Annotated in this window: 27 protein-coding genes; 19 read left to right on the top strand and 8 right to left on the bottom strand. The window is 68.5% G+C overall.

The features are described 5' to 3' along the window. Positions 1 to 16: 16 nt before the first annotated feature. Positions 17 to 1,213: a molybdopterin molybdotransferase MoeA gene (gene moeA, locus G7043_RS10690; RefSeq protein WP_313887794.1), complete on the bottom strand. Its 1,197-nt coding sequence runs from the start codon at positions 1,211 to 1,213 to the stop codon at positions 17 to 19. 71 nt (positions 1,214 to 1,284) lie between these two features. Here moeA and G7043_RS10685 point away from each other — a divergent pair, with 71 nt between their 5' ends. The 5 genes from G7043_RS10685 to G7043_RS10665 all read left to right on the top strand — a co-directional run bounded on the left by G7043_RS10685 (position 1,285) and on the right by G7043_RS10665 (position 6,948). Continuing rightward, positions 1,285 to 1,926, top strand: coding sequence for an AIM24 family protein (locus G7043_RS10685; protein WP_166045405.1), 642 nt, complete (start codon positions 1,285 to 1,287; stop codon positions 1,924 to 1,926). A gap of 76 nt (positions 1,927 to 2,002) precedes the next feature. Further along, positions 2,003 to 2,209 carry a cold-shock protein gene (locus G7043_RS10680; RefSeq protein WP_030470913.1) on the top strand — a complete coding sequence of 69 codons (207 nt, stop codon included), beginning with the start codon at positions 2,003 to 2,005 and terminating at the stop codon, positions 2,207 to 2,209. 68 nt (positions 2,210 to 2,277) lie between these two features. After that, positions 2,278 to 3,501: a serine/threonine-protein kinase gene (locus G7043_RS10675; RefSeq protein WP_166045404.1), complete on the top strand. Its 1,224-nt coding sequence runs from the start codon at positions 2,278 to 2,280 to the stop codon at positions 3,499 to 3,501. Positions 3,502 to 3,729: 228 nt separating this feature from the next. Beyond that, the gene (groL, locus tag G7043_RS10670) at positions 3,730 to 5,349 is read left to right on the top strand and encodes a chaperonin GroEL (protein WP_166045403.1); all 1,620 of its coding nucleotides are present in this window, start codon (positions 3,730 to 3,732) and stop codon (positions 5,347 to 5,349) included. Positions 5,350 to 5,694: 345 nt separating this feature from the next. Further along, entirely contained in the window at positions 5,695 to 6,948 is a 1,254-nt protein-coding gene (locus G7043_RS10665) for an HNH endonuclease signature motif containing protein (RefSeq protein ID WP_166045402.1), read from the top strand. Between the two features lie 238 nt (positions 6,949 to 7,186). Here G7043_RS10665 and G7043_RS10660 read toward each other — a convergent pair whose 3' ends face one another. Both G7043_RS10660 and G7043_RS10655 read right to left on the bottom strand, forming a co-directional pair. Next, complete coding sequence (locus G7043_RS10660; protein ID WP_166045729.1) at positions 7,187 to 7,663, bottom strand: carboxypeptidase regulatory-like domain-containing protein; 477 nt, start codon at positions 7,661 to 7,663, stop codon at positions 7,187 to 7,189. 5 nt (positions 7,664 to 7,668) lie between these two features. Beyond that, positions 7,669 to 8,274 (bottom strand): RNA polymerase sigma factor, encoded by a 606-nt coding sequence (locus tag G7043_RS10655; RefSeq protein WP_166045401.1) that lies wholly within the window; start codon positions 8,272 to 8,274, stop codon positions 7,669 to 7,671. A 368-nt stretch (positions 8,275 to 8,642) separates the two neighbouring features. On the opposite strand from G7043_RS10655, the gene G7043_RS10650 reads away from it, so the two are divergent. The 5 genes from G7043_RS10650 (at position 8,643) to G7043_RS10630 (ending at position 13,742) form a co-directional block, all read left to right on the top strand. Beyond that, on the top strand, positions 8,643 to 9,302 hold the full coding sequence (locus G7043_RS10650) for a copper homeostasis protein CutC (protein ID WP_166045400.1): 660 nt from the start codon (positions 8,643 to 8,645) through the stop codon (positions 9,300 to 9,302). 78 nt (positions 9,303 to 9,380) lie between these two features. Further along, on the top strand, positions 9,381 to 10,661 hold the full coding sequence (locus G7043_RS10645; protein WP_166045399.1) for an extracellular solute-binding protein: 1,281 nt from the start codon (positions 9,381 to 9,383) through the stop codon (positions 10,659 to 10,661). 2 nt (positions 10,662 to 10,663) lie between these two features. Next, positions 10,664 to 11,548, top strand: a complete 885-nt coding sequence (locus tag G7043_RS10640; RefSeq protein ID WP_166045398.1) for a carbohydrate ABC transporter permease — start codon at positions 10,664 to 10,666, stop codon at positions 11,546 to 11,548. Beyond that, positions 11,545 to 12,378: a carbohydrate ABC transporter permease gene (locus tag G7043_RS10635; protein ID WP_313887793.1), complete on the top strand. Its 834-nt coding sequence runs from the start codon at positions 11,545 to 11,547 to the stop codon at positions 12,376 to 12,378. The genes G7043_RS10640 and G7043_RS10635 overlap by 4 nt, the downstream gene beginning before the upstream one ends. Further along, complete coding sequence (locus G7043_RS10630) at positions 12,375 to 13,742, top strand: beta-N-acetylhexosaminidase (RefSeq protein WP_166045397.1); 1,368 nt, start codon at positions 12,375 to 12,377, stop codon at positions 13,740 to 13,742. The genes G7043_RS10635 and G7043_RS10630 overlap by 4 nt, the downstream gene beginning before the upstream one ends. Positions 13,743 to 13,807: 65 nt before the next feature. Here the strand turns inward: G7043_RS10630 and G7043_RS10625 are convergent, their stop codons facing one another. Then, the gene (locus G7043_RS10625) at positions 13,808 to 14,038 is read right to left on the bottom strand and encodes a PspC domain-containing protein (RefSeq protein ID WP_166045396.1); all 231 of its coding nucleotides are present in this window, start codon (positions 14,036 to 14,038) and stop codon (positions 13,808 to 13,810) included. Between the two features lie 97 nt (positions 14,039 to 14,135). Then, the gene (locus G7043_RS10620) at positions 14,136 to 14,522 is read right to left on the bottom strand and encodes a VOC family protein (protein WP_166045395.1); all 387 of its coding nucleotides are present in this window, start codon (positions 14,520 to 14,522) and stop codon (positions 14,136 to 14,138) included. Between the two features lie 33 nt (positions 14,523 to 14,555). Here G7043_RS10620 and G7043_RS10615 point away from each other — a divergent pair, with 33 nt between their 5' ends. The 9 genes from G7043_RS10615 (at position 14,556) to G7043_RS10575 (ending at position 23,694) form a co-directional block, all read left to right on the top strand. Then, positions 14,556 to 15,386 carry an AAA family ATPase gene (locus G7043_RS10615; RefSeq protein WP_166045394.1) on the top strand — a complete coding sequence of 277 codons (831 nt, stop codon included), beginning with the start codon at positions 14,556 to 14,558 and terminating at the stop codon, positions 15,384 to 15,386. Continuing rightward, positions 15,383 to 16,357, top strand: a complete 975-nt coding sequence (locus G7043_RS10610; RefSeq protein WP_166045393.1) for a vWA domain-containing protein — start codon at positions 15,383 to 15,385, stop codon at positions 16,355 to 16,357. Before G7043_RS10615 ends, G7043_RS10610 begins: the two co-directional genes overlap by 4 nt. Beyond that, a complete protein-coding gene (locus G7043_RS10605; RefSeq protein ID WP_166045392.1) occupies positions 16,350 to 17,441 on the top strand; it encodes an XdhC family protein in 1,092 nt (363 codons plus the stop codon). Before G7043_RS10610 ends, G7043_RS10605 begins: the two co-directional genes overlap by 8 nt. An 80-nt stretch (positions 17,442 to 17,521) precedes the next feature. Beyond that, positions 17,522 to 18,055, top strand: coding sequence for a (2Fe-2S)-binding protein (locus G7043_RS10600; RefSeq protein WP_166045391.1), 534 nt, complete (start codon positions 17,522 to 17,524; stop codon positions 18,053 to 18,055). Continuing rightward, positions 18,052 to 20,475, top strand: a complete 2,424-nt coding sequence (locus G7043_RS10595; RefSeq protein ID WP_166045390.1) for a xanthine dehydrogenase family protein molybdopterin-binding subunit — start codon at positions 18,052 to 18,054, stop codon at positions 20,473 to 20,475. Before G7043_RS10600 ends, G7043_RS10595 begins: the two co-directional genes overlap by 4 nt. Beyond that, positions 20,472 to 21,296 carry an FAD binding domain-containing protein gene (locus G7043_RS10590; RefSeq protein ID WP_166045389.1) on the top strand — a complete coding sequence of 275 codons (825 nt, stop codon included), beginning with the start codon at positions 20,472 to 20,474 and terminating at the stop codon, positions 21,294 to 21,296. Before G7043_RS10595 ends, G7043_RS10590 begins: the two co-directional genes overlap by 4 nt. Then, complete coding sequence (locus G7043_RS10585; RefSeq protein WP_166045388.1) at positions 21,293 to 21,889, top strand: SRPBCC family protein; 597 nt, start codon at positions 21,293 to 21,295, stop codon at positions 21,887 to 21,889. The genes G7043_RS10590 and G7043_RS10585 overlap by 4 nt, the downstream gene beginning before the upstream one ends. Before the next feature lie 26 nt (positions 21,890 to 21,915). Further along, complete coding sequence (locus tag G7043_RS10580) at positions 21,916 to 23,010, top strand: CapA family protein (RefSeq protein ID WP_313887792.1); 1,095 nt, start codon at positions 21,916 to 21,918, stop codon at positions 23,008 to 23,010. 78 nt (positions 23,011 to 23,088) lie between these two features. Next, on the top strand, positions 23,089 to 23,694 hold the full coding sequence (locus G7043_RS10575) for a Uma2 family endonuclease (protein WP_313887791.1): 606 nt from the start codon (positions 23,089 to 23,091) through the stop codon (positions 23,692 to 23,694). Here G7043_RS10575 and G7043_RS10570 read toward each other — a convergent pair. From G7043_RS10570 to G7043_RS10560, 3 genes are read right to left on the bottom strand one after another with little or no spacing between them, the layout of a single operon-like run. Then, a complete protein-coding gene (locus tag G7043_RS10570) occupies positions 23,684 to 24,616 on the bottom strand; it encodes an o-succinylbenzoate synthase (RefSeq protein ID WP_166045725.1) in 933 nt (310 codons plus the stop codon). The genes G7043_RS10575 and G7043_RS10570 overlap by 11 nt on opposite strands. 8 nt (positions 24,617 to 24,624) lie before the next feature. Next, positions 24,625 to 25,140: a GerMN domain-containing protein gene (locus G7043_RS10565; protein ID WP_166045387.1), complete on the bottom strand. Its 516-nt coding sequence runs from the start codon at positions 25,138 to 25,140 to the stop codon at positions 24,625 to 24,627. Continuing rightward, on the bottom strand, positions 25,137 to 26,516 hold the full coding sequence (locus tag G7043_RS10560) for an ATP-binding protein (RefSeq protein ID WP_207311039.1): 1,380 nt from the start codon (positions 26,514 to 26,516) through the stop codon (positions 25,137 to 25,139). Before G7043_RS10560 ends, G7043_RS10565 begins: the two co-directional genes overlap by 4 nt.

The raw sequence follows: 26,516 nt of genomic DNA, 5'->3' as shown, positions 1-26,516 counted from the left end.
CCCCCAGGCCTTTCGTCTACTGCAGGTGTCTGATGGTGACTTCGTCTCCCGCCGCCAGCTCGGTGACGTCTTCTGGCACCTCGATCAGGCAGTTCGACAGCGCGAGCGCCGACAGCAGGTGCGACCCCGGGCCACCGACCGGCGTCACGACCTGGCCGGACGACGGGTCGTACAGGCCACGCCGGAACTGGGTCTTTCCTGCTGGAGACGTCAGCGGAGACGACACGGTTGCCCGCGCGGTCGGGCGTTCGGCCTGCGCGTGCCCCATCGACGCGAGCAGCGCGGGTCGCACGAACACCTCGAACGACACCTGCGCGCTCACCGGGTTGCCCGGCAGCGTCAGCACCGGCAGGCCCTCGTAGGTGCCCGCGCCCTGCGGCCCGCCCGGCTGCATCGCGACCTTGGTGAACCGCACGTCGTGGCTGGCCAGCGCGTCCTTGACCACCTCGTACGCACCCGCGCTGACCCCGCCGGACGTCACGATCACGTCCACCGAGCCGAGATATGGCGCCAGCGCGCGGTGGAACTCCTCCACGTCGTCCGGCACGAACCGCAGCCGCACCGCGATGCCTCCCGCGTCCCGCACGGCGGAGGCGAGCATCATGCCGTTCGACTCGTAGATCTGACCCGGCTGCAGCGGCTGACCGGGTTCGACCAGCTCGGAACCCGTGGACAGGACCAGCACCCGCGGCCGGCGGCGCACCGGGAGCTCGGGGTGGCCGAGCGCGGACGCGAGGCCGAGCGTGGACGGGCGCAGCACCGTGCCCGCGACCAGCACCGCGTCGCCCTTCTCCACGTCGTCGCCCGCGGTCCGGATGTTCGCCCCCGCCGCGACGGCCCGGTTGATCGTCACCGTCTCCGTGCCACCGTCGGTCCACTCGACCTGGACCACCGCGTCCGCACCGGGCGGCACCGGGGCGCCGGTCATGATCCGGTGCACCGTGCCGGGTTCGAGCGCGTTCAGCTCGACGCGCCCGGCGGGGATGTCGTCGGCGACCGGCAGCCGGACCGGGAGGTCCCCGGCGAGATCGGCCGCGCGCACGGCGTACCCGTCCATCGCGGAGTTGTCGAACGGCGGCAGTGAGACGGGCGCGATGACGTCGGCGGCGAGCACCAGCCCGAGGCACTCGTCGAGCGGGAGCTGCAGCACGGGCATGAGCCCGACGAGCTCCGCGACGCGCTGGCGGTGTTCGGCGACAGTGGTGGGGGACACGACTGCATACTGCCAACGTCGAGGTGGTCGTGACGATCGCTTGACCCAGTTCATCCTCGGAGGTGTTGTTCGTGCAGGTCCGGACCAGGCACACACCGACGTTCGGCGTGGCGAGACTCGTCCTCGCACCCGGCGAGCTGGTCCTGGTCGACCCGCTGACCGTCGCGGCCACGAGCTACGGGCTCACGGTCGAGGTGAAGGGCGCGGGCACCAAAGCGGTGGCGCTGTGCACGGCGGGCGCGGCAGGCGGCTGGATCGACGCGGCCCCCGCGCTGCCCGGTGACCTGCACCTCGTCGAGCTCGACGGCACGCACGGCTGGTGCCTCGCCCGGCTGAGCTGGATCGCGTCGAGCAGCACGGTGGCGATGAATCCCGAGGCGCCGCCGATGAAAGCGCTCTTCGGCGGTCTCGAAGGCTTCCTGAACTACGCGCACGGCCAGGGCGTGGTGGTGCTCGCCTGCTACGGCACTTTGGACCTCGTGACGCTCGAAGCGGGCGAGGCGGTGACCATCGGCAGCGATCACGTCGTGGCGTTCGCGGACACCGTGCAATGCCGCCTCCGGCCTTCCGCGGCAGATGGCGCGCAATCCATTCCCACCGGTGAGGGCTTGGTGTTCGACTTCGCTGGTCCCGGCGCCGTGCTGACCCAGACGCGGGGACCCCGGCGACTCACCACCTGGTTGCGCGCCAACGGAGTCAGCTCGCGTTCATGACTCCGTAAGGAGGTATCCGCGTGACTTGTCTTCTTTTAGCGTTGCGTTCTGCGTGCGTGATCTGAAGGAGGACGCCTTGGCTCTCGGTACCGTCAAGTGGTTCAACTCCGAAAAGGGATACGGCTTCATCGCAACCGACGGCGGGCCCGACGTGTTCGTGCACTACTCGGCGATCCAGATGGAAGGCTTCCGGACCCTCTCCGAGGGCGACCGGGTGGAGTTCGAGGTGCAGGCCGGACGGGACGGACGCAGCCAGGCGTCGGACGTGCGCCGCGCCGGATGACGACGACCTGATCACAGCTTCGGCGAACCCTCCGCAAGTCGATCTGGCCGGACGTTAGGCTGCCTGGCGTGTCGGAGGACCTGAGCGGGCGGCGGATCGCGCATTACCGGATCGACGGCGTGCTCGGCCGCGGTGGCATGAGCGTGACCTACCGGGCCACGGACGTGAGACTCGGCCGCAAGGTCGCGCTCAAGGTCATCGGTGAGCACCTCGCACCCGACGCGGAGTTCCGCGAGCGGTTCGTCGACGAGGCGCGCAACACCTCCGCCATCGACCACGCGAACATCGTGCCGCTGTACGACTTCGACGAGGTCGACGGCCTGCTGTACATCGCCATGCGGCTCGTGGACGGCCAGGACCTCGCCGGGCACGTCAAGGAGGGGCCGCTCACCCCCGAGCGCACCCTGAGGCTGCTCGCCCAGGTGGCTGAAGCGCTCGACATGCTGCACGGCAAGGGTCTCGTGCACCTCGACGTCAAGCCGGCGAACGTCCTCGTGACGACCAAGGAAGGCGCGCGCGAGCACGTCTACGTCGCCGACTTCGGCCTGACCCGTCGCGGAGCCACCGGCCACCGCACCCGAACGGGTGATTTCCTCGGTTCGCCGACCTACGCCGCGCCGGAACACCTGCGCGGCGAGCCCGTCGACGGCCGCACCGACCAGTACGCGCTGGCCTGCATGCTGTTCGCCTGCCTGAGCGGCCGTCCGCCGTTCCAGGGCGGCGTGCAGGAGGTCATCGCCGGCCACCTCGGCCAGATCGTGCCGGCGTTGTCGCAGCTCGTGGCGTTGCCTCCGGCGATCGACGAGGTGATCCGCAAGGGCACCTCGAAGGACCCGTCGCAGCGGTTCGCGAACTGCGCCGAGCTGATCAACGCCGCGCGCGTCGCTCTCGCCGGGGTCGCGCAGGGCTCGGCTCCCGCTCAACTCGGGCCGCAGTCCGGCTCGATCCCGGTGCAGGCGCCGCAGTCCGGGCCGATGCCCGTGCAGCAGGGGCCGTACCAGGGCGGTTACCAGCAGCAGGCGTTGCAGGACCCGGTCCGGCTGCGCCCGCCGAACCAGGTCGGCGTGAGCGCGTTCACGTCGGGCAAGAAGGAGCGTCCGGCGTGGTTCGCGCCGGTCATCGCGGCCGCGGTGGCGATCGTGGTGATCATCATCGTGGTCCTCATCCTGACGCCTCGTGACGAGCCCGCACGTCAGCCCAAGACGAACTCCTCGCCGACGCTGAACATCGGCGACGAGCCGACCTCGAAGAAGCCGCTGCCCACCTCTGTGCCGGTGCGCACCTCCCGCTGAGTTCGCCCCCGGTTCGCTTGCACTCGCCGTGCCCGAGTGCTAAACACGAACTAGCACTCGGCTCGGTCGAGTGCCAAAGAAGTGAGCTAGGGCGGTGAGGCCCCTCCGGCGCGAGTCGGGGGAGTCGTCCGTCGCGGGCACCAACCTGGCCACTCGCATCGTGTTCCGCTGTGGGCTCTGCCGGCCCGCAGTGGCCCAGAATCCACAAAGGCGGAGGAACACACCGCAATGGCCAAGATGATTGCGTTCGACGAGGACGCCCGCCGCGGTCTCGAGCGGGGTATGAACACCCTCGCTGACGCCGTCAAGGTGACGCTCGGCCCGAAGGGCCGCAACGTCGTGCTCGAGAAGAAGTGGGGTGCGCCGACGATCACCAACGACGGCGTCTCCATCGCGAAGGAGATCGAGCTCGAGGACCCGTGGGAGAAGATCGGGGCCGAGCTCGTCAAGGAAGTCGCGAAGAAGACCGACGACGTTGCCGGTGACGGCACCACCACCGCGACCGTTCTCGCCCAGGCTCTGGTGCGCGAAGGTCTGCGCAACGTGGCCGCCGGCGCCAACCCGCTGGGCCTCAAGCGCGGCATCGAGCAGGCTGTCGAGGCCGTCGCCGAGCAGCTGCTGAAGGCCGCCAAGGAGATCGAGACGAAGGAGCAGATCGCTGCTACCGCGTCCATCTCCGCCGCTGACCCCACGATCGGCGAGCTCATCGCCGAGGCGATGGACAAGGTCGGCAAGGAAGGCGTCATCACCGTCGAGGAGAGCAACACCCTCGGTCTCGAGCTCGAGCTCACCGAGGGCATGCGCTTCGACAAGGGCTACATCTCCGGTTACTTCGTGACCGACCCCGAGCGTCAGGAAGCGGTCCTCGAGGACCCGTACATCCTGCTGTTCGGCTCCAAGATCTCCACGGTCAAGGACCTGCTCCCGCTCCTGGAGAAGGTCATGCAGGGCGGCAAGCCGCTGCTGATCATCTCCGAGGACGTCGAGGGCGAGGCCCTGGCGACCCTGGTCGTGAACAAGATCCGTGGCACCTTCAAGTCCGTCGCCGTCAAGGCTCCGGGCTTCGGTGACCGCCGCAAGGCCATCCTCCAGGACATCGCCACCCTCACCGGTGGCCAGGTCATCACCGAGGACGTCGGCCTGAAGCTGGAGAACGCCGACATCTCGCTGCTGGGCAAGGCCCGCAAGGTCGTCGTCACCAAGGACGAGACGACCATCGTCGAGGGTTCGGGCGACGCGGAGCAGATCCAGGGCCGCGTCAACCAGATCCGCGCCGAGATCGAGAAGTCGGACTCCGACTACGACCGCGAGAAGCTCCAGGAGCGCCTCGCCAAGCTCGCCGGCGGCGTCGCCGTCATCAAGGCGGGCGCGGCCACCGAGGTCGAGCTCAAGGAGCGCAAGCACCGCATCGAGGACGCGGTGCGCAACGCCAAGGCCGCCGTCGAGGAGGGCATCGTCGCCGGTGGTGGCGTCGCGCTGCTCCAGGCTGCCGAGGCCGCCTTCGCGGGCCTGCGTCTCACGGGCGACGAGGCCACTGGTGCCAACATCGTCAAGGTCGCCGTCGAGGCTCCGCTGAAGCAGATCGCCATCAACGCCGGCCTCGAGGGCGGCGTCGTGGTCGAGCGCGTCAAGTCCCTGCCCGCGGGCGAGGGCCTGGACGCCGCGACCGGCGAGTACAAGGACCTGGTCGCCGCGGGCATCATCGACCCGGCCAAGGTCACGCGTTCCGCGCTGCAGAACGCCGCGTCCATCGCCGCGCTGTTCCTGACGACCGAGGCTGTCGTCGCGGACAAGCCGGAGAAGAACGCTGCTCCGGCCGCGCCGGACGCCGGTGGCATGGACTTCTGAGTCCCGCCGCTTGATTGCTCTGAAAGGCCCGGTTCGCTTCGGCGAGCCGGGCCTTTTGGTGTGTTGGGGCGGTTCCTTGCGGGTTCCATGACGGGCCGGGTCATTTCATCGCCGCTTCGCGACGATTGCGATTGGGGCTTGACTTCGGGGCCCTTGCGAGGTGCTTATCGGCCTATAAAAGCCGGGCATAGAGAGCCCGGCCGATCCGAACACGGTAGCACCTCGCACCCAAAGTCAAGCCCCAATCGCGCGGTGGTTGCGTCATGACCGCTTGGCCGACGGTTCACCCTATTGTGGTCGCCTTTTGCCGTTATCTGGTTGTGATCTTGCGGTAGAGTAGAACACGTGATCGAAACCCGACTCCTCCCCACTGACGAGCTGCTGCGCAGTCTCGTTGATGAGGTGGTGGAGATTCGGGTTCGGGAGAATGCTGTCCTGCAGAAGATTGCCGAGTTGGATCGGCGTGGAGCTGCGGTTGAACTGGGGTACAAGAATTTGCCGCAGGTGTTGCGGCACGCGGTCCGCTGGGATCTCACCACGGCCAAGAAATGGGTCGCGAATGCCGGGCTTTTGGGTAGTGAGATCACGCCGACCGGCAGTGAGCTCGCGCCCGTGCTTCCGGTGACCGCTGACGCGGTGGCCGAGGGTGCGTTGTCGGTCGAGCACGTCGCGGTGGTCGCCGAGGTTATGAAGGCGCTGCCCGCCGAGGCCGAAGGCTCCGTCGTGGGTTTTGCTCGGGAGCATGAGCCCAGTGCGGTGCGGGCGTTTGGCAAGGAACTGGCCTACCGGCTCTACCAGGACGATCCGGAGCCGCGTGAGCCCGAGCCCGCGCCGCAGGTCAACCAGCACGTGATGCAGTGGAAGAACGGCATGCTGGAGATCAAGGCGCTACTGGACACGGTCACCGGCGCCAAGTACCAGGCGCTGCTCGATCCCCTGGCAAAGCCACGCCCCGAGACCGCCGACGACGGCCCGGACCTGCGGCCACGGTCCGAACGCGAGGGCGATGCGCTGGCCGAGCTGGTCGATCTGATGCTGCGCGCCGACCAGCTGCCCGAACACGGCGGCGAACCCGTCACCCTCACCGTGACCATGCGCTACGACGACCTCGCCAAGCAGGTCGGCCACGCGACGCTGGACAACGGCGAGCGCATCCCGGCCGAGCAGGTCCGCCAGCTGGCGTGCAGTGCGGGCATCATCCCGCTGCTGTTGGGGGCGAAGTCGCGGCCGATGGACATCGGCCGCAAGACCCGCACCTTCACCGCCGGAATCCGCCGCACCCTCGTCGCCCGCGACCGCGGCTGCGCGTTCCCCGGTTGCGGCAGACCACCCAGACAATGCGACGGCCACCATATTCGCCACTGGTCGGACGGCGGCGACACCTCCGTCGACAATGCCGTTCTCCTGTGCCGCCATCACCACACGCTCATCCACCAAAGTGAATGGGACGTGACAATGGAGCACGGCATCCCCACGTTCTACGCGCCCCCGCTGGCTCGACGAGCAACGCAAGCCCCGGAGAAATCTTCTCCACACCGCGGCCTGATCGCCCCGCCGGTCTTGGTTGGGCGAAGGCGAAGCCGAGCCGTAAAGGCCTGATGCCGCGCCGGGTACCGGTATCAAGGTGACCACCGCGCGATTGGGGCTTGACTTTGAGTGCGAGGTGCTACCGTGTTCGGATCGGCCGGGCGCTCTATCAGCCCGGCTTTTACAGGCCGATATGCGCCTCGCAAGGGCCCCGAAGTCAAGCCCCAATCGCAATCGTCGCGCAGCGGCGATGAATTGACCAGGCCCGGTAAGGCCTACGCAAACCCCAGGAACCCCAGTTCTGTCGCTGTTAAAGCATGATTGTCGGTGTCACCACTGTTCGGCCCGGTTCGCCGCGTGAGTTCACCAGATGCACCAGGATCTGCGTGGTCCCCGCCGGCACGTCCGGCAGCACGAAGCGCCCGCCGTCGTCCGCGCGCGTGCTCGTGGACTTGTGGTCGGCCACCCGGACCTCGACCTCGTGCTCTCCCGCCGGGACCAGCCAGCCGTCGATGCGATGGCGGGAGCCCGTCGAGGTGAAGTTCACCATCAGGGTGAGGTTGTCGACGGTGAACGTGATCGTGCCGGTCTGGCCGCCGCGCACACCGGCGAACGAGCCCGCGCGTTCCCACCGGGCGACTTCCACGTCCAGGGATTCCAAGGCGATCGCGAACTTCACCCGGTCCACCAGGTCGGCGGGCGGTGGGTCCAGTTCGTCTACGAGCCTGTTCAGTTCGGAGAGGACGGCGGTGTCCTCAAGGCCCCTGCGGTCGTCGCGCGGGTCGATCTCGTTCACCGCGATCCTCCTTCCGTCTCCAGGTAGTTGCGCAGCAGTGTCAAACACCGTCCCCTGGTCGGACCGATGCTGCCGTGGGGCATGGCGAGTGCCTCGGCGACTGCTCGGTACTCCGCGCGCCCCGCGAGCACGGTGAGTCGGAGCAGTTCCTGGCACCTCGTGGTCAAGCGGCCGAACGCGAGCCACAGCCTGCGGTCGCGGTCGTCCATCAGCGTCACGTCCTCGGGCAGGCCGGTGTCGGACTCGAGCTGTTCGGCGAACTCGTCGGACAGGTGCGTTTCACGCTTGTTGGGTGTCCAGGTTCGGCGTGCTTCACGCCTCGTCGTGACCACCAGGTAGCCGACCAGGGCTTTTGGCTCGTTGATGTTCTCGATGTTCTTCAAGAACGCGAGCCACACGGTTTGCACGACGTCTTCTGCGGCGGCCCTGTCCAGGCCTTGGCCGCGCGCGACGTGCCACAACAGTGGGGTCAGCTCGGTCACCAGGACGTCCAGTGCGTGTCGGTTGCCTTCACGTGCGGCCTCCACGCACACCGCGTGTCGTTCGGTGCCTTCAAGCCCGTCCCACGGCGGACGGTCATCCGCCGTGTGCAGCTCGTCCATGCAGCACCTCCGATCGGCCGCCCTGTCAGCGCCGTCCGCCAACTCATGAAGGGCTAACTGGGCGGTAGATACAAAATTCACTCGGATGGAGCAGTATCACCGCCACGTCGGCCCTCATCTTCCTCCGGGTATGCCAGCGGCCCGTGATTCCCCCTCCGAGTCACGGGCCGCCAGTGTTGGGAGCTGTGCCGGCCGGCACCCCTCGAACCGGCCGACACGTGCTCCACGCCTGAACAAGCGCTCACTGGAACAGAGCGGAACTCAGGCGAGCAGATACAGGTTCTGACGCACCGACTGCCATTCTGGCTCCGAATTCACGAAAGCACATGTCGCGGAGGCATTCTCCAGTGGCCGTTATGGTCTAGACCATGCCGATTCTCGAAGTGATCGCACTGAACGCGAAGGACGCCGAGGCTGCGCAGGCGGGTGGCGCGCACCGGTTGGAACTGGTCGCCGACATGGCTTCCGACGGCCTGACCCCGTCCGTCGCCACTTTCAAAGAGGTGCGGAACGCGACCGACCTGCCCGTCCGCGTGATGCTCAGGGACGCCAAGGGGTTCGCGCCCGGCAACCTCAAGCAGCTGCGCCGGCAGGCCTGGGAGCTCAGGGAGGCGGGCGCCACCGAGTTCGTCCTCGGCTTCCTCGACGCCGAGGGGGAGATCGACGAGGGTGTCACGCTCAACCTGCTCGCCGAGTTGGAGGGCTGCGCCTGGACGTTCCACCGCGCGCTCGACAACTCCGCGGACCTGTTCCGGTCCTGGGCGGTGGTGCAGACCCTCGGCTGCGACACGGTGCTCGCCGCCGGCAGTCCCCAGGGGGTCGAAGACGGCATCGAGAACCTGAAGAAGCTGGTCGCCCAGGCTCCTCCCGCGCTGCTCGTCGGTGGCGGGCTCCAGGCGCGGCACGTCGAAGAACTGCTGGCAGCGGGCGTGAACGGATTTCACGTCGGTAGCGCGGTCCGCCCCGAGGGGTGGGACTCGCCGGTCGACTCCGCGTCGGTTCGGGAATGGGTCAACCGTCTGGTCTAGACCCTTGCCCTGGACCGTTCTACAGTCACGTTGCTTCCTGTGAAATGGCCGTTGCAACATGTGCAATCGGAGGGCGCGATGAGGCTGAAGACGATCGTGGCTGTGCTGGGCGTGGGCGCGGTGGTCGCCTGCGCCCCGGTGCAGTCGGGAGGACCGAGCGACACGGGCACGGACGAGAAGACCGGGCAGCTGCGGGTCTGGCTGTTCGACGAGGTCAACCGCGGCCCCAAGGAAGCCGTCGTGAAGGAGGCGATCTCCGAGTTCCAGGGCAGGCACAGCGGCGTCACCGTCGACGTGCAGTACATCCAGGTGTCCAGCCGGGCCGAACGCTTCAAGGCGGCCTTCAGCGACCCGAAGAGCGCCCCGGACGTCGCCGAGTTCGGCAACACCGACCTCGCGGGTTACGTCTCCGCCGGCGGCTTCTCCGAGCTCGACCTGAGCAAGTGGGACGAGTCCAAGGACCTCGTCCCGACCGTCCTCGACACGGCCAAGGTCGACGGCAAGACGTACGGCGTGCCGTGGTTCGTCGGCGTCCGCGCGCTCTACTACCGCACCGACGTGTTCACCGAGCTCGGCCTCAAGCCGCCGACGACGCTCGACGAGATCGCGCCGCTGGCCCGGCAGATCAGGCAGCGCAAACCCGAGCTGATCGGCATCTCGGCCGGCGGCAAGTACCTGTTCGCCGCGCTGCCGTTCATCTGGGCCAACGGTGGTGACATCGCCAAGCAGGACGGCGGCAAGTTCACCGCCACCATCGACAGCGCCGAGGCCAGGGCCGGTGTCGCCAAGTACACCGAGCTGATCAAGGACGACATCTGCCCGCCCGCCACCTGCGCGGGCAACGGCGGTGACGCGAGCGTCGAGGCGTTCCGCGCGGGCAAGGCGGCGATGACGATCGGCGGCGACTTCAACCGCAAGTCCGTCGACGCCAGCAGCGCCGCCGGCAAGTACGGCGTCGTGCCGCTGCCCGGCAAGACCCCCGGCTCGGTCGCGCCCGCGTTCGCCGGCGGCAACCTGCTCGGCGTCATGAAGGGCACTCAGCGCAAGACCCTCGCGAACGAGTTCACGCAGCTGCTCGCGTCGAAGAAGTACCAGCAGAAGATGTACGCGGCGATGGGGAACCTGCCGACCTTCAGCGATGTGCAGAAGCAGGTCAGCGACTCGGACAAGTTCCTGGAGCCGTTCACGAAGACCCTGCAGTCCGGTACGAAGTTCGTTCCCGTCACGCCGGCGTGGGCGAAGATCGAGGCGCAGACCGTGGTGCCGACGATGATCCAGGAGGTCGTCACCGGCGCGAAGAACGTCGAGACGGCCACGGCCGACGCCGCCAAGACGATGAACGCGGCCTTCGCCTCGTGAGCATGACCGCCAAAGGCCAGGGGCGGACCGCGTTCGCCTACCTGGCTCCAGCGCTGCTGGTCCTCGGCGGGCTGCTGGCCTATCCGATCTACCAGCTGGTGCTCATCTCGCTCTACGACTACGGCCAGGAGCAGGTGAGCGGTGGAGCACCGCTGCACTTCCTGGGCCTCGGGAACTACCAGAAGCTGTTGGGAGACCAGCAGTTCTGGGGAGTGCTCGGGCAGACCGTCGCCTTCGCGGCGGTCTGCGTGGTCGGCACGCTGCTGGTGGGCGCGTTTCTCGCGATCCTCGCCACGAGGGTCCGCACCTGGGTTCGGATGACGTTGTTCCTGGCGGCGCTCGGCGCGTGGTCCACGCCCGCCGTCGCCGGTTCGACGATCTGGCTGTTCCTGTTCGACGCGAACTTCGGGTTCGTCAACGAGGTCCTGGGCATCCAGGGCTTCTCCTGGACGTTCGACAAGTGGACGGCGTTCGGACTCGTTGCGGCACAGGTGATCTGGTGCTCGTTCCCGTTCGTCATGGTGACGCTGTACGCGGGCATCAAGGCGATCCCTGGCGAGGTGCTGGAAGCCGCGGCACTGGACGGCGCGTCGGCGTTCCGCACGGCCTGGAGCGTCACCCTGCCGTTGCTGCGACCGATCATCCTCGTGGTGACGATCCAGTCGATCATCTGGGACTTCAAGGTCTTCACGCAGATCTACGTGATGACCAACGGCGGCGGCATCGCCGGGCGCAACCTCGTGCTCAACGTCTACGCCTACCAACAGGCGTTCGCGGCGTCGGAGTACGGCCTGGGCGCGGCGATCGGTGTCGTGATGACCGTGCTGTTGCTGGCGATCACGATGTTCTACCTCCGCGCGCTGCGGCGGTCCGGGGAGGTCCTGTGAGGCGCTGGCTGACCGAGGGCTTCGTCCTCGTCATCGCGGGAGTCGTCGCGTTCCCGCTGTTCTGGATGGTCCTGAGTGCGTTCAAGCCGGAGGACGAGATCATCTCGGCCGACCCGGTGCCGTGGACGACCCGGCCGACGCTGGACAGCTTCACCCGTGCCCTGACCGTCGCGAACTTCGGGCGCTACTTCCTGAACAGCGTGATCGTCGCGCTGGTCGTGGTGGGCTTGAGCATCCTGATCTCGTTCCTGGCCGCGACCGCGCTGACCCGTTTCCGGTTCCGCAGCCGCACGACGTTGCTGATCATGCTGCTGGTCGTGCAGATGGTGCCGGTCGAGGCGTTGACCGTGCCGCTGTTCTTCCTGATGAGGTCGGTCGGCGACAGCGTGCCGGCGTTCGGGCTGAACCACCTGGGCTCGCTCGTGCTGGTGCACCTGGCGTTCAGCCTGCCGTTCGCGATCTGGATGCTGCGCGGGTTCGTCGCCGCGGTGCCGGTGGAACTGGAGGAGGCCGCCACCCTGGACGGCGCCTCGCGGTTGAGGTTCCTCTGGCAGGTGCTGTTCCCGCTCGTCGCACCCGGCCTGGTGGCGACGTCGGTGCTGTCGTTCATCCACGCGTGGAACGACTTCCTGTTCGCCAAGACGTTCATCATCTCGGCCGTGGAGAACCAGACCCTGCCGCTGGCTCTCCAGGTGTTCGTCAAACCCGACCAGAACGATTGGGGCGCGATCATGGCGGGCTCCACCCTGATGACCATCCCCGTGCTGATCTTCTTCATGCTCGTGCAGCGCCGTCTGGTGTCCGGTCTCGCAGGGGCGGTGAAGGGATGAACCTCCTCCCGCGTCCGGTGTCCTATGTGGACGGCGGTAGAACGTGCGAGTACAAGGGCTGGGAGACGGTTCTCGTCGACGGCCCGGCCGGTGGCTATCGGCTCCTGTCGAACGACGACGGTGTGCTGATCGAGGCGCACGACGCGGCCGGTGAGATGAACGCGCTGCAGACGCTGCGGCAGTTGCTGGGGCCGCAGGCGTTTCGGGCGGCGGGTGAGAAACCGACCGTCATCCCCGCGTGCGAGATCGTCGACCACCCGCGGTTCCCGTGGCGCGGGGTGATGCTCGACGTGTCACGGCACTTCCTGCCCAAGCGGGAGGTGCTGCGGTACGTCGAGCTGTTGTCCGTGCACAAGCTCAACGTCCTGCACCTGCACCTCACCGACGACCAGGGCTGGCGTTTCGAGTGCAAGCGCTACCCGAAGCTCACCGAGGTCGGGTCGTGGCGGGAGGACTCGCGGTTCGGCGACCGGCGCTCGGCCGGCATGGCGGGACGTCCGCACGGCGGCTTCTACACTCAGGACGACCTGCGCGAGATCGTCGAGTACGCACGGGCGCGGCACATCGTGGTGGTCCCCGAGATCGACATCCCAGGGCATTCGCAGGCGGCGATCGCGGCGTATCCGGAACTCGGCGTGCACGGCGGCGGCGTCTGGACCGACTGGGGCGTCAACGAACGCGTGCTGAACACCGAGGAGTCCACTGTGGACTTCTATCGGAACGTGTTCGACGAGCTGATGGACGTCTTCCCGGCCGAGGTCATCGGGCTCGGCGGTGACGAAGCGCCCGGCCACGAAGGAGAACTGGTCCGCGCGATCGCCGAGCACATCGTGCGCAGCGGGCGGCGGCCGTACGGGTGGGACGAGATCCTGGAGTCCGGTCCGTTGCCGCCGGGCACGATCGTCGCGTCGTGGCGCGGAGTCGAAGGCGGTGTCGCGGCGCTGCGCGAGGGCCACGACGTGGTGATGTGCCCCGAGCAGCACGTTTATCTGGACTACCGGCAGTCGGAGTCGCCTGACGAACCGATTCCGGTGGGGACGGTGACCACGCTGGAGGACGTCTACGCGTGGGATCCGGTGCCTGCGGACCTCACGGGTGAGGAACCTGGACGGTTGCTGGGCGCGCAGGCGAACATCTGGACCGAGCACCTCGACTCGGCCCGCCGGGTGGACTACGCGGCGTTCCCGAGGCTGGCCGCGTTCGCCGAGGTCATGTGGTCCCCGGCGGAGAAGGATCCGGACTTCGTGCACCGGCTGGCGGAGCACCACCTGCCGCGACTGGACGCACTGGGGGTGGAGTACCGACCCCTCGACGGCCCACTCCCGTGGCAGAAGCTCCCCGGGGTGCCGGGGTTCCCGCGCTGATCAGCAGGGGTGGAGTCCCCCACCCCTGCCGACGGCTACCTGTGCGTTCGTGAGGTCCATGTCGATCACATCGCAGCGTCTTCCTCGGGCATGAGGATCCAGGCGGCGATGTAGAGGATCGCTCCGGTGCCGAACCCGAGCAGCGTCGCCGCCACCAGGATGATCCGCAGGATCGCGGCGTCGACGCCGATCATCTTGGCCATGCCGCCGCAGACACCGGCGATCATCTTGTCGCTCCGGCTGCGGCGGAGCTTCTTGACCTGGTCAGTGGCTTGGTTGAGCACGTTGTTCGTCATGGCTCAAGATTCGCCGAAACCCAGGCCCGGCACATCGGTGACCACCCGGAACCCGACCCTGATTCCGGGCCGAGCTCTCAGGGGCTCCGAAGATGTGTCAGTCCAGGCAGAACTCGTTGCCCTCGACGTCCTGCATGTTCTGGCACGACTCGTTGTCCTCGTCGGCGAGAAGCAGCTGCCCGCGCACCGCTCCGAGCGCGACCAGTCGTGCGGCCTCGGCCTCCAGCGCGTCGAGGCGCTCCTGGCCCACCAGCCCGGTGCCGACCCGCACGTCGAGGTGCACCCGGTTCTTGACGATCTTGCCCTCGGGCACGCGCTGGAAGAACAGCCGCGGACCCACGCCGGTCGGATCGCTGGCCGCGAACCACGAGTCGTCGTCGTGCTCGGCCGGTCCGACGTAGCCCAGCACCTCGCACCAGAACCGGCCGACGCGCACGGGTTCCGCGCAGTCGAAGGTGACCTGGACCTGCTTCACTGACCCCATCAGTCCACCTTAAAGGGGCCTACGCTGAGGGGCATGGAGTCCCCTGAGGAACTGGCGTCAGGGCTCGACCGCGCGGGGTACCTGCCGGACGGCGGGATCGCCACGGCGGCGTTCCTCGCGGTCCGGATGGGCCGGCCGCTGTTCCTCGAAGGCGAACCCGGCACCGGCAAGACATCGCTGGCTTTGGCGCTGGCGAAGACGATGGACGTCCCGCTGATCCGGCTGCAGTGTCACGAGGGCATCGACGCCACCCAGGCTCTGTACGACTGGGACTACCCGCGTCAGCTCATGCACCTGCGCGTGCTGGAGACCCGCGGCGAAGTGGACGAAGCCTCGCTCTACACGCGACGGTTCTTGCTCGCCCGGCCGCTCCTGCAAGCACTGGAGAACGCGCCGTGCGTGCTGCTGGTCGACGAGATCGACCGGGCGGACGACGAGTTCGAGGCGTTCCTGCTGGAGGTGCTGTCCGAGAACGCGGTCAGCATCCCCGAGTTCGGTGAGATCAGGGCCTCGACGCCGCCGCTCACCGTGCTGACCTCGAACCGGACCCGCGAGGTGCACGACGCGTTGAAGCGCCGCTGCCTCTACCACTGGCTGGAGCACCCCGATCTGGACCGGGAGGTCGCGATCCTCCGCCGCACCCTTCCCGGCCTGGACGAACGGCTCGCGCAGCAGGTCGCGGAGGCCGTGCGGAAGATGCGCGGACTCGACCTGCTGAAGCCGCCCGGTGTCGCGGAGTCGCTGGACTGGGCGCGGGCGCTGCAGGCGCTCGGCCGCACCGAACCGGACGTGGCGACCCTCGGGGCCGTGCTGAAGTACCGGGAGGACGCGGACCGGGTGATCGGGAGCACAATCGTGGGGTGACGGAAGCCTGCGTGGGGTTCACGCGCGTCCTGCGGGGCGCGGGACTCCAGTGCGGGCCCGATCGCGTCCAGGCGTTCCTGCGAGCCACCGCGCACGTCGACCTGTACTGGGCCGGGCGCCTCACGTTGTGCGCCGACCCGGACGACCTGCCGCGCTACGACGCCGCCTACCGCGCGTACTTCGGCGGCACCCCACCTCGTCCACGCACGACGATCGAACTCGACTCGGTCACCGTCGGCGTCGCCGCGTCCGATGTGGAAGTGCTGAAGCACAAGGACATCTCCGAGTTCACCGCGGCACCACTCATCCAGCAGCTGAAGCCCCTCCCGCCGCGCAGGCGCTCGCGCCGGCTCAGGAAGGCTCGCCGGGGTCGCGTGGACCTGGCTCGCACGGTCCGCGCGATGATCGAGACGGGCGGCGAGATCACCCGGCCGCGCCACCGTCGTCGCGGCGTGAAAGCGCGCCGGCTCGTGTTGTTGATCGACGTGTCCGGCTCGATGGCCGCCTACTCCGACGCGTTGTTGCGGTTCGCGCACGTCATCGCACATGCCATGCCCGTCGAGGTCCGCACGATCGGCACCCGGCTCACCCGCGTGACCCGCCAGTTGAGGGAACGCGATCCCGAACGGGCGTTGCGCGCCGCCGGCCGGGCAATCCCGGACTACGAGGGCGGCACCAGGCTCGGCGACGCGTTGCGCCGGTTCAACCAGCAGTGGCGGCAGCGCGGTGCGGTGGTCGTGCTGTTCAGCGACGGCTGGGAACGGGGTGACCCGACCCTGCTGGCGACCGAGATGGCGAGGCTGAAACGGGTGAGTCACAAGGTCATCTGGGCCAACCCGCACGCGGGCAAGGTCGGCTACCGGCCGGTCCAGCAGGGCGTGGTGGCAGCGCTCCCGCACGTCGACGTCATGGTCGCCGGCCACAGCGTGCACGCGTTGGAAGAACTGCTGAAGGAAGTGCGGCATGCGTGATGTCCTGTTCGAGCTCGCGGACCGGGTGGCGAACGGCGAGACCGTCGGCGTCGGGACCGTGGTCGCGACCTTCAGTTCGGCACCCCGGCCCGCGGGCGCGGCGATGCTGGTGACCGAGGGCGGCGAGGCGATCGGCAGCGTGTCCGGTGGCTGCGTCGAGGGGGCGGTCTACGACCTGGCGCAGGCCGGCGACGACCCGGTCCTGCAGCGGTACGGGGTGAGCGACGACGACGCGTTCGCGGTCGGGCTGACCTGCGGCGGGATCATCGACATCTACGTCGAGAAGATCAACGCCGAGACGTTTCCGCAGCTCGCCGAGGTGGTGGAGACGGTGCGCGCCGAACAACCGGTGGCGGTGGCGACGGTCGTCGAGCACCCGGACGGCATCGGCCGGCGCATGGTCGTCTGGCCGGACCGGCGGGCCGGCACTCTCGGCAGCGCGCGGATCGACGACGCCGTCACGGACGACGCGCGCGGCATGCTGGCGTCCGGGCGCAGCGGCGTGCTGCAGTACGGGCCGGACGGTCAGCGGCGCGGTGAGGGCATGAGCGTGTTCGTGAACTCGTTCGAGCCTCCGCCGCGCATGCTGGTGTTCGGCGCGATCGACTTCGCGGCCGCGATGGCCCGGCTCGGCGCGTTCCTCGGCTACCGCGTGACGGTCTGCGACGCGCGACCGGTGTTCGCCACCCGCACCCGTTTCCCGGAGGCGGACGAGGTCGTCGTGGACTGGCCACACAGGTATCTGGAGCGCGAGTCGTCCAAGCTCGACGAACGCACGGTCATCGCCGTTCTCACGCACGACCCGAAGTTCGACGTGCCGCTGCTGGAAGTCGCGTTGCGACTGAAGGTCGGTTACGTCGGCGCGATGGGATCGCGGCGCACGCACGAAGATCGGCTGCAACGGTTGCGGGAAGCGGGTTTGACCGAGAGCGAGCTAGAGGCTTTGGCCTCGCCGATCGGCCTGGATCTGGGTGCGAGGACACCGGAGGAGACCGCGGTGTCGATCGCCGCCGAGATCATTTCCTTGAGGTGGAAGGGATCCGGCCGCCGTCTGGTCGATCTTGGTGAACCGATTCACCACTGATCGGGTTGTTGAACCCGCAAACAGGGAGGAGGCTGAAGTGACCCTCGTCACTAAGGCCCACCACCCCTGGGAGGGTTCCCATGCACATCTCGGTCAACGTCGACGGAGTGACGTACGCCGACGAGGTCGAACCCCGCCTCCTGCTCGTCCACTACCTGCGGGAGCGGCTGAGCAAGACCGGCACGGTCGTCGGCTGCGACACCGGCAACTGCGGCGCCTGCACGGTGCACCTCGACGGCCACAGCGTGAAGTCGTGCCAGATGTTCGCGGTCCAGGCGAACGGGCACGAGGTCACCACGATCGAAGGCCTCGCCCGCGACGGCCGGCTGCACCCCGTGCAGGAGGCGTTCCGGAGCAACCACGCGTTGCAGTGCGGTTTCTGCACGCCCGGCATGATCATGCAGGCGATCGACCTGCTCGCCGACGAGTCGGATCCCGACGACGAGACCGTGCGGAAAGGCCTGGAGGGCAACCTCTGCCGCTGCACGGGCTACCAGAACATCGTCCGCGCGGTGCAGGACGCCGCCCAGCGGATGAAGCCGGGCGCCGGCCCGAAGATCGAACAGCACAGCGATGAGAACATCGCGGCGAAGCAGCCGGTAGGTGGCGAGTGACCGCCACAGCGGAACCGGAAGTCGGCAAAGCCCGGCTCCGCAAGGAAGACGCGCGTCTGATCACCGGTCAGACCAAGTGGACCGACAACATCCAGCTCACCGGCATGCTGCACATGGCCGTGCTGCGCAGCCCCGTCGCCCACGCCCGCATCCGCGACATCGACTGCAGCCGTGCGACCACGATGCCCGGTGTGGCCGTCGTGCTGACCGGCGAGGACTTCGCCGCTGAGCAGGGTTCGCTGCCGTGCGCCTGGCCGATCACCGAGGACATGAAGGCGCCTCCCGCGCCCGCGCTGGCCGTGGACCAGGTCAACTTCGCCGGTGAGGCCGTCGCGCTGGTCATTGCCGACAGCGCCTACCGGGCCGCGGACGCGCTGGCCGCGATCGACGTCGACTACGACGAGCTGCCGGTCGTGCTCGACCTGGAAGAAGCCTTGCGGGACAACGATCTGGTGCACCCGGATCTCGGCACGAACAAGAGCGCCACCTGGATCTACGACTCCGCCGAGGCGGGGAGCGGCACCAACGTCGAGGACGAGATCGCCTCGGCCGAGGTCGTGATCGAGCGGACGTTCCGCCAGCAGCGGCTGATCCCGGCGTTCATGGAACCGCGGTCGGTCGTCGTGGACCCCAGCGCGGACATGTTCACCATCTGGTCGGCGACGCAGATCCCGCACATCCTGCGCTGGATGCTCGCGGCCGTCACCGGCATCGCCGAGCACAAGATCCGGGTGATCGCGCCGGACGTCGGCGGCGGGTTCGGCGGCAAGCTCCAGGTCACCCCGGAAGAGCTGCTGTGCCTGCTGGTCGCGCGCCGGATGGGCCGTCCGGTGAAGTGGACCGAGACGCGCACCGAGTCGATGCTGTCCGCGCACCACGGCCGCGACCAGATCCAGAAGGTCACGCTGTCCGCCCGCCGCGACGGCACCGTCACCGGGCTCAAGGTCGAGCTGCTCGCCGACATGGGCGCTTACCTGCGGCTGGTCACGCCGGGCATCCCGATCCTGGGCGCGTTCATGTTCAACGCGATCTACAAGTTCGCGGCCTACCGGTTCGTGTGCACCAACGTGTTCACGAACAAGGTGCCCACGGACGCCTATCGCGGTGCCGGACGGCCGGAAGCCACGTTCGCCATCGAACGGATGATGGACGAGCTCGCGGTCGAGCTCGGCATGGACCCGATGAAGATCCGCGAAATGAACTGGATCAAGCACGAGGAGTTCCCGTTCAACACGGTCGCCGGACTCACCTACGACTCCGGCAACTACGAGGCCGCGACGGCTCGCGCGATGGAGCTGTTCGACTACGAGTCGATGCGCGAGGAACAGCAACGGCGCCGGTCCTCGGGTGATCCGGTGCAGCTCGGCATCGGAATTTCCACTTATACCGAGATGTGCGGCCTTGCTCCCTCGCGGGTGCTGGGCGCTTTGCGTTATGCCGCAGGCGGATGGGAGACCGCGTCGATCCGGATGCTGCCCACCGGCAAGGTCGAGGTGATCACCGGAACGTCGCCGCACGGGCAGGGCCACGAGACGGTGTGGTCGCAGATCGTCGCGGACCGGCTCGGGGTGCCGTTCGAGGACGTCGAAGTGCTGCACGGCGACACGGCGTCGTCGCACAAGGGCATGGACAGCTACGGCTCGCGTTCGCTGGCCGTGGGTGGCACCGCGCTGGTGCACGCGGCGGACAAAGTGCTCGCCAAGGCACGGACGTTGGCCGCGCACATGATGGAGTGCGACGAGGCGGACGTGGAGTTCGCTTCCGGATCCTTCTCGGTTCGTGGCACGTCAACGGTTCGCACGCTGGGTGACGTCGTGTTGGCCGCGCACGTGGCGCACGACCTGCCCGAAGGCATGGAACCCGGCATGGACGCCGATGCCACGTTCGACCCGGACAACTTCTCGTTCCCGCACGGAACTCATTTGTGTGCAGCGGAAGTCGACACCCAGACCGGCATGGTGAAGATCCGGTTGTACGTGGCCGTGGACGACGTCGGGACCGTGGTGAACCCGTTGATCGTCGACGGTCAGGTGCACGGCGGACTGGCGCAGGGCATCGCACAGGCCTTGTTCGAGGAGGCCGTCCACGACGAGATGGGCACGCTGACCACGGCGACGCTCGCGGACTACCTCGTGCCGTCCGCGGCGGACCTGCCCGGGTTCATCACGGCGCGCACCTCGACGCCGGCGACGTCCAACCCGTTGGGCGCCAAGGGAGTCGGCGAGGCGGGCACGATCGCCTCGACGCCTGCGGTGGTGAACGCCGTGCTGGACGCCGTGCGGCACATGGGCGTGCGGGACATCGAGATGCCGTGTTCGCCGGAACGGGTGTGGAACGCACTGCAGGGCCGGGCCGCGGACGCCTCCGCACCGGCCGCGGGCGGCCTCGGTTCGATCGACGCGCAGGGAGGACAGTCGTGATCCCGGCGGAGTTCAAGTACCTGTTCCCGTCCTCTGTGGACGAAGCCGTGCGGATGCTCGCCGAGGAGGGCGAGGACGCGAAGATCATCGCGGGCGGGCAGTCGCTCGTGCCGGTGCTGCGCATGCGGCTGGCCGCGCCCACGGCGTTGATCGACATCGGCGGGCTGACCGAGCTGACGGGCGTGCGCGACGACGGTGACTCGTTGCTCATCGGTGCGATGACGACGCACTACGAGGTGCAGCGCGACCACCTGATCCAGGACCACGCGTTGCTGTTGAGGCTGGTCACGGACACCGTGGCGGACCCGCAGGTGCGGCACCGCGGCACGTTCGGCGGCTCGCTGTGCCACGCGGACCCGGCGGGCGACCTGCTGGCGCCGGCGCTGGCCCTGGACGCGGTGATGATCATCGCCGGTCCCGGTGGCCGTCGGGAAGTGCCCGCGGCGGAGTTCTTCGTCGACTACTTCGAGACGGCGCTGCGACCCGACGAGATCCTGATCGACGTGCGCGTGCCGAAGTACACCGGCTGGGGCGCGCACTACGAGAAGCTCAACCGGGTCGCGCAGGCGTGGTCGATCGTCGCGGTCGCGGCAGCCGTGCAGGTCAGCGGCGGCAAGATCGCGGCGGCCCGGGTGGGTCTCACCAACGTCGGTTCCGGGCCGGTGCGCGCTGCCGACGTGGAATCCGCGCTGATCGGCCAGCCCGCGTCGGCCGAGGCGATCTCGGCGGCGGCGTTGAAGGCCTCCTCGGGCGACGGCTACAAGGACAACCTGGCTCGGGTGCTGACCGACCGCGCACTGATGGCGGCGGTAGCGGGATGAAGCTGACGCACTCGTTCGTCGCGCCTGCCCCGGCCGAGGAGGTCTGGGAGGCGCTGATCGACCCGGAACGCGTGGCGCCGTGCCTGCCCGGCGCCACGCTGACCTCGGTCGACGGCAAGACGTTCAGCGGGGAGGTGAAGGTGAAGCTCGGCCCGGTGCAACTGCTGTACCGGGGGAGCGGCGAGTTCGTGGAGATCGATCCGGTGCTGCGCCGCGCCGTCATGAAAGCCGCTGGCAAGGACACCCGTGGAAACGGCACGGCATCGGCCGTGGTGACGTTCCAGGTCGGTGATTCGGTCGAAGTCGAGACCGAACTGTCGGTGACCGGCCGTCCGGCGCAACTGGGCCGCGGGCTGATTTCCGAGGTCAGCGGCAAGCTCGTCGACCAGTTCGCGGAATGCCTGGCGAGCACGCTGGGTTCAGTGGATCCTGACGAGGTGGCGCAACAGCAGCATCTCCGAGTGGTCCCCGACGAGCCGATCGACCTGATCGACACCGCAGGCGTACCGGTCCTGAAGCGCGTGCTGCCCATCGCGGCCGCGGTGCTGGCCGTCGTGCTGTTCGTGGTCCTGCGACGCAGGCGGCAGCGCTGAAGCGTGTTGCCCGGTGGCCGGCATTCGTGCTGGCCACCGGCTTCCTGCTGTCCGCGTGCACCGGCTCGCCGGTCGTCATCACCACGCCGCCTGCCCCGCCGTCGACTCCCACGTCCACGGGCCCGCCTCCGGCGCGGTCGTTCGTCCTCACCGCCGGTGGCGACATCCTGATCCACCCGGCGTTGACCGACCAGGCCGTGGCTGACGGGGGCGCGGCCGGTCGCGACTTCCTGCCGTTGTTCTCGGGCATCAAGGACACCCTGAAGGCTGATCTCTCGTTGTGCCACCTCGAGGTCCCGCTGGGCCCGAAGGAGGGCCCGTTCTTCGGCTATCCCGCGTTCCTGGCACCGCCCGAGGTCGCGAAAGGCCTGGTCGACGTCGGCTACGACTCCTGCTCGACCGCCTCGAACCACACGCTGGACCGCGGTGTCTCGGCGATCACCACGACGTTGGACGCGATGGACGCCGTCGGCCTGAAGCACACCGGCTCGTTCCGCACCCAGGAGGAATCGGCGGCGCCGCTGATCCTGGACGCGGGCGGCGTGCGCGTGGCCCAGCTGTCGTTCACCTACGGCTTCAACGGCATCCCGCTGCCCCAGCCGTGGCGCGCGAACCAGATCAACGCCGCGAAAATCCTCGCCGACGCGCGTGCTGCTCGTGCGGCCGGCGCCGAGGTCGTCGTGCTGTCCGTGCAGTGGGGCAACGAGTACCAGCACGAGGCGACCGCGGACCAGAAAGCCCTGGCCCGCCAACTGCTGGCGGATCCGGCTTTGGACCTGATCATCGGCACGCACGTGCACGTGGTGCAGCCGTTCGAGAAGATCGGCAACAAGTGGGTCGCGTACGGGCTGGGCAACGAGGTCGCCCGGCACGCCGAGCCTCGTGGGGTGACCGAGGAGGGCGTGATCGCGCGGTTCAAGTTCGAACAGCGCGCTGAGGGGTGGACCGTGGTCGATGCCTCCTACACGCCGACGTTGGTCGAGCTGGGGCCGCCGATCCGGTTGGTGGACCTGACTCGGGTGCCGGCCTCGGCGCGGCGGACCGAGGCGATCAACCGGACCGAGGGCGTGGTGTTCAGCATGGGGGCGAACGGGCAGGGGCTGACCCGCGCCAAGCCTTAAAACGCTCGAAGGTGTGGAATTGAAGGACAGTTTGGAGCGTCTCCAAGTGCGAAGGTGGTTGAGACAAAAGGAGACGCCGTGATCGCACAGCCCGATGCTGCCCTGAGGCGCATGATCACTGTTGCAACGGGTCCTTTGACAGTTGCTCAGTACATCGCACTCGGGGAAACCGAAGACGGCTACACGGAATTGGTGGACGGCCGCCTGATCATGTTCCCCAATTCTCTCATCGTGCACGCTCGCGCCAGCATCAATCTGGTCATGCAGCTCGTCGGTCAACTCCCTGACGATCTCAAAGTGATCCCCAGCATGGACGTGAACCTGGAGCTGGCTCCGCCGGACAAGCCAGGCTTCGTCCGGCGTCCAGATTTTGTCGTGATTCAACGCAGTGCTCTTCGGCGGCTGGACGCTGAAGACGGTCTCATCAGGGCTACAGAGGTCGTTCTTGCAGTCGAGGTGCTGTCGCCAGTTTCGCGCTACACGGACAGCCACACCAAGCGTGCCGAATACGCAGAAGCCGGCATTCCGTTCTACTGGCTCGTCGACCTCGACGAGCCGATCTCATTGACACCGATGCACCTGACTGGAGAGCTCGGTTATCAGGAGGCGCCTGCCGAGACCGGGGTCTACGAGGCGGTGGAGCCGTTCCCGCTGAAGATTCAGATTGATCGGCTCATCGACTGAGCTTGTTCAGCACCCTGTCGTACCGACTAATCCAGGCCTTCGTGAGCGCATCGCTCTCGAACCCCTCGACGCGGTCCGGCACGGGTGGTTTCGCCGGCACCGGAAGATAGCCGTCCACCGGCATGAGTGAGTCGCTCGTGACGTCTCCGTCCAGCAGCTGAAGCGTCGCGAGCCCACAGGCGTAGTCGAGCTCGGGCAACGCCGCCGCCAGCGCGACCCCGGCCGCCATCCCCACCGACGTCTCCAGCGCCGACGACACCACGCACGGCAGCCCACAGGCCTCGGCGATCTCCAGGGCCCGGCGCACACCGCCGAGCGGCGCCACCTTGATCACCGCGATGTCCGCGGCACCCGACACCGCCACCTTGAGCGGATCCTCGGCCTTGCGGATCGACTCGTCCGCCGCGATCAGCACGCCAACCCTCCTGCGGACCTCCGCAAGTTCGTCCAACGTGTGACACGGCTGTTCCACGTACTGGAGGCCACCAGCGGCCTTGTCCATGGCCTTGATCGCGGCAACGGCCGTGTCGACGTCCCACAGCATGTTCGCGTCGACCCTGATAGCCCCGTGAGGCCCCAACGCGTCGCGCACCGCTTCGAGCCGTGCGCAGTCCTCGGCCAGCGTGGACTCGGCGACCTTGACCTTGGCCGTCGAACAGCCCGAGCGCGCCACGATCTCGTGCGCCTTCTCCGGGCTGACCACCGGCACCGTGCAGTTGACCGGGATCCGGGAGCGAACCGGCGCCGGCCAGCCGTCGTGCGCCGCCTCCAGCGCGCACGCGAGCCACGGCATGGACTCGTCGTCGTCGTACTCCTCGAACGGGCAGAACTCGCCCCACCCGGCCGGTCCTTCGAGCAGCAGTCCGGTGCGCTGGGTGATGCCGCGGAACCGGGAACGCATCGGGATGGAGTAGACGTGCACGCGCCGATTCAAGCGCACTTCTGGAACTCCAGCGAATGGCCGCCGCCGTGCAGGTTCACGGTGCCGACGGGTTGCACGCCGAGCAACGTGCACACGATCTGCTGGACCGCTGCGGGGCTGAGCTGCGAGACGTCGCTGGAGATGGTGACGTCGAGCCCGTTCGCGACGCGGTCGACGGTGGCGGGCACCGCGTCGAACGGGACCTCGGTGGTGAAGCCGCGGTTCTGCTCGGCGGCGCTGGGGCCCTGGGCGAGCAGGGAGATGACGTCGTAGCCGCTCAGGCTGGCCTGGGGGCGGTTGACCGCCACGACCTTGCCCGAGGAGACCCAGTAGACCGACGGCGAGGTGATCTCGGCGGGGCCGCTGGGCGCTTCGAGGCCGGGGATCGGGTCGGTGGGGCGGATGCCGCACGCGGTGAGCACGGCGAGCACGAGCACCGCCAGGCCGAGCTCGCGCAGGGGTCCCCTCCCGGGGGTCCCCCTGTTTCCACTCTCCCAGCCGGCACCGACAGTTTTCGGCCTCACCGCTCACCTCCCAGCGGCAGCCGCAGCGTGAACAGCGCCCCGCCGCCCGGCCGGTTCGCCGCGACCAGGGTGCCGCCGTGCAGCCGCGCGTTCTCCCACGCGATCGCCAGGCCGAGGCCGCTGCCCTCGGACCGTCCGCGCGCCGAGTCGGCCTTGTAGAACCGCGCGAACACGTGTGGCAGCACGGCATCGGGCAGGCCCGGGCCGGAGTCGCCCACCGAGATCACCAACGACGAACCCTCGATCCACAGCGTCAGGAAGACCGGTGGCGAGCCGTGCCGCAGCGCGTTGCCGACCAGGTTCGCCACGATCACGTCCAACCGCCGCGGGTCCAGCCGCGCCCGCACGTCGGTGGGCAGCGACGTCGTCACGTCGGTGAAGCCGCGCATCCGCAGCGACGCGCGGATCACCTCGGCCACGTCGACGTCGTCCAGGGCCAGGGCCGCCGTGCCCGAGTCGAACCGGGTCACCTCGATCAGGTCGTTCACCAGCCGCGTCAGGTTCAGCGTCTCCCGGTTCACCAACCGCGCGGCCTGTCCCGCGACGCCCGGCAGCGAGCCCGTCTCGGCGTCCAGCACGTCGGTCACGGCGGTCATGGCGGCGAGAGGAGTCTTCAGTTCGTGCGACACGTCGGCGACGAACCGACGTGCGTCCGCTTCCATCCGTTGTAGCTCACCGACGTAGTGCTCCAAGGACGACGCCGTGCTGTTGAAGGTCGAGGCGACGGACGCCAGTTCGTCGCGTCCGCGCACCGGCACCCGCGCGGTCAGGTCGCCCTGGCCGAGTTTCCAGGCCGCCAGTTGCAGTTCGCGGACGGGGCCCAGCACGCCTCGGGCGGCCAGGAAACCCAGGCCCAGGGCGAACAGCAGGCCGGCGCCGCCGACCAGCCAGGCGTTGCGGGCCAGTTCGCCGACGAACTCGATCTCGGTGGTGAACGGCCGCAGCACGTACACCTCGACACCGGACGAACCGCTGGACGAACCGCCGGACGTCACCCGCAGCTGCATGCCGACCACGAGCCACACCCCGCCCTGGTACGGCACGCGTTGCCAGCCGACGCGTCCGGACGACACCAGGTCGCGCAGCTCCTGAGTGATCACGGAGGAGTCCATCGAGCCCGCCACCACACCCCGTGCCTGCGCCAGGGCCGTTCCCTCCCGACCGGAAACCCGGCCGGCGATGCGTTCCAGCGCGGCCGCGTCGAGCCGGGTGGGCAACGGGTAGAGCTGCTCGACGCGGTTCGTGGTCTCGATGACGGCGTTGTCCTGGGCGCGCTGCACGACGGCGTCGCGGGCACGCACGTAGCCGACGCCGGCCACCGCCACCGCGGTCACGATGCTCAGCAACGCGAACGCGAGCAGCAGCCGCAGGCGCAG

The organism is Lentzea alba, from assembly GCF_011067745.1.
Taxonomy (GTDB): Bacteria; Actinomycetota; Actinomycetes; order Mycobacteriales; family Pseudonocardiaceae; genus Lentzea; species Lentzea alba.
Note: the sequence above shows the minus strand (reverse complement) of the source record. Positions and strands in the feature narration are given on the sequence as shown.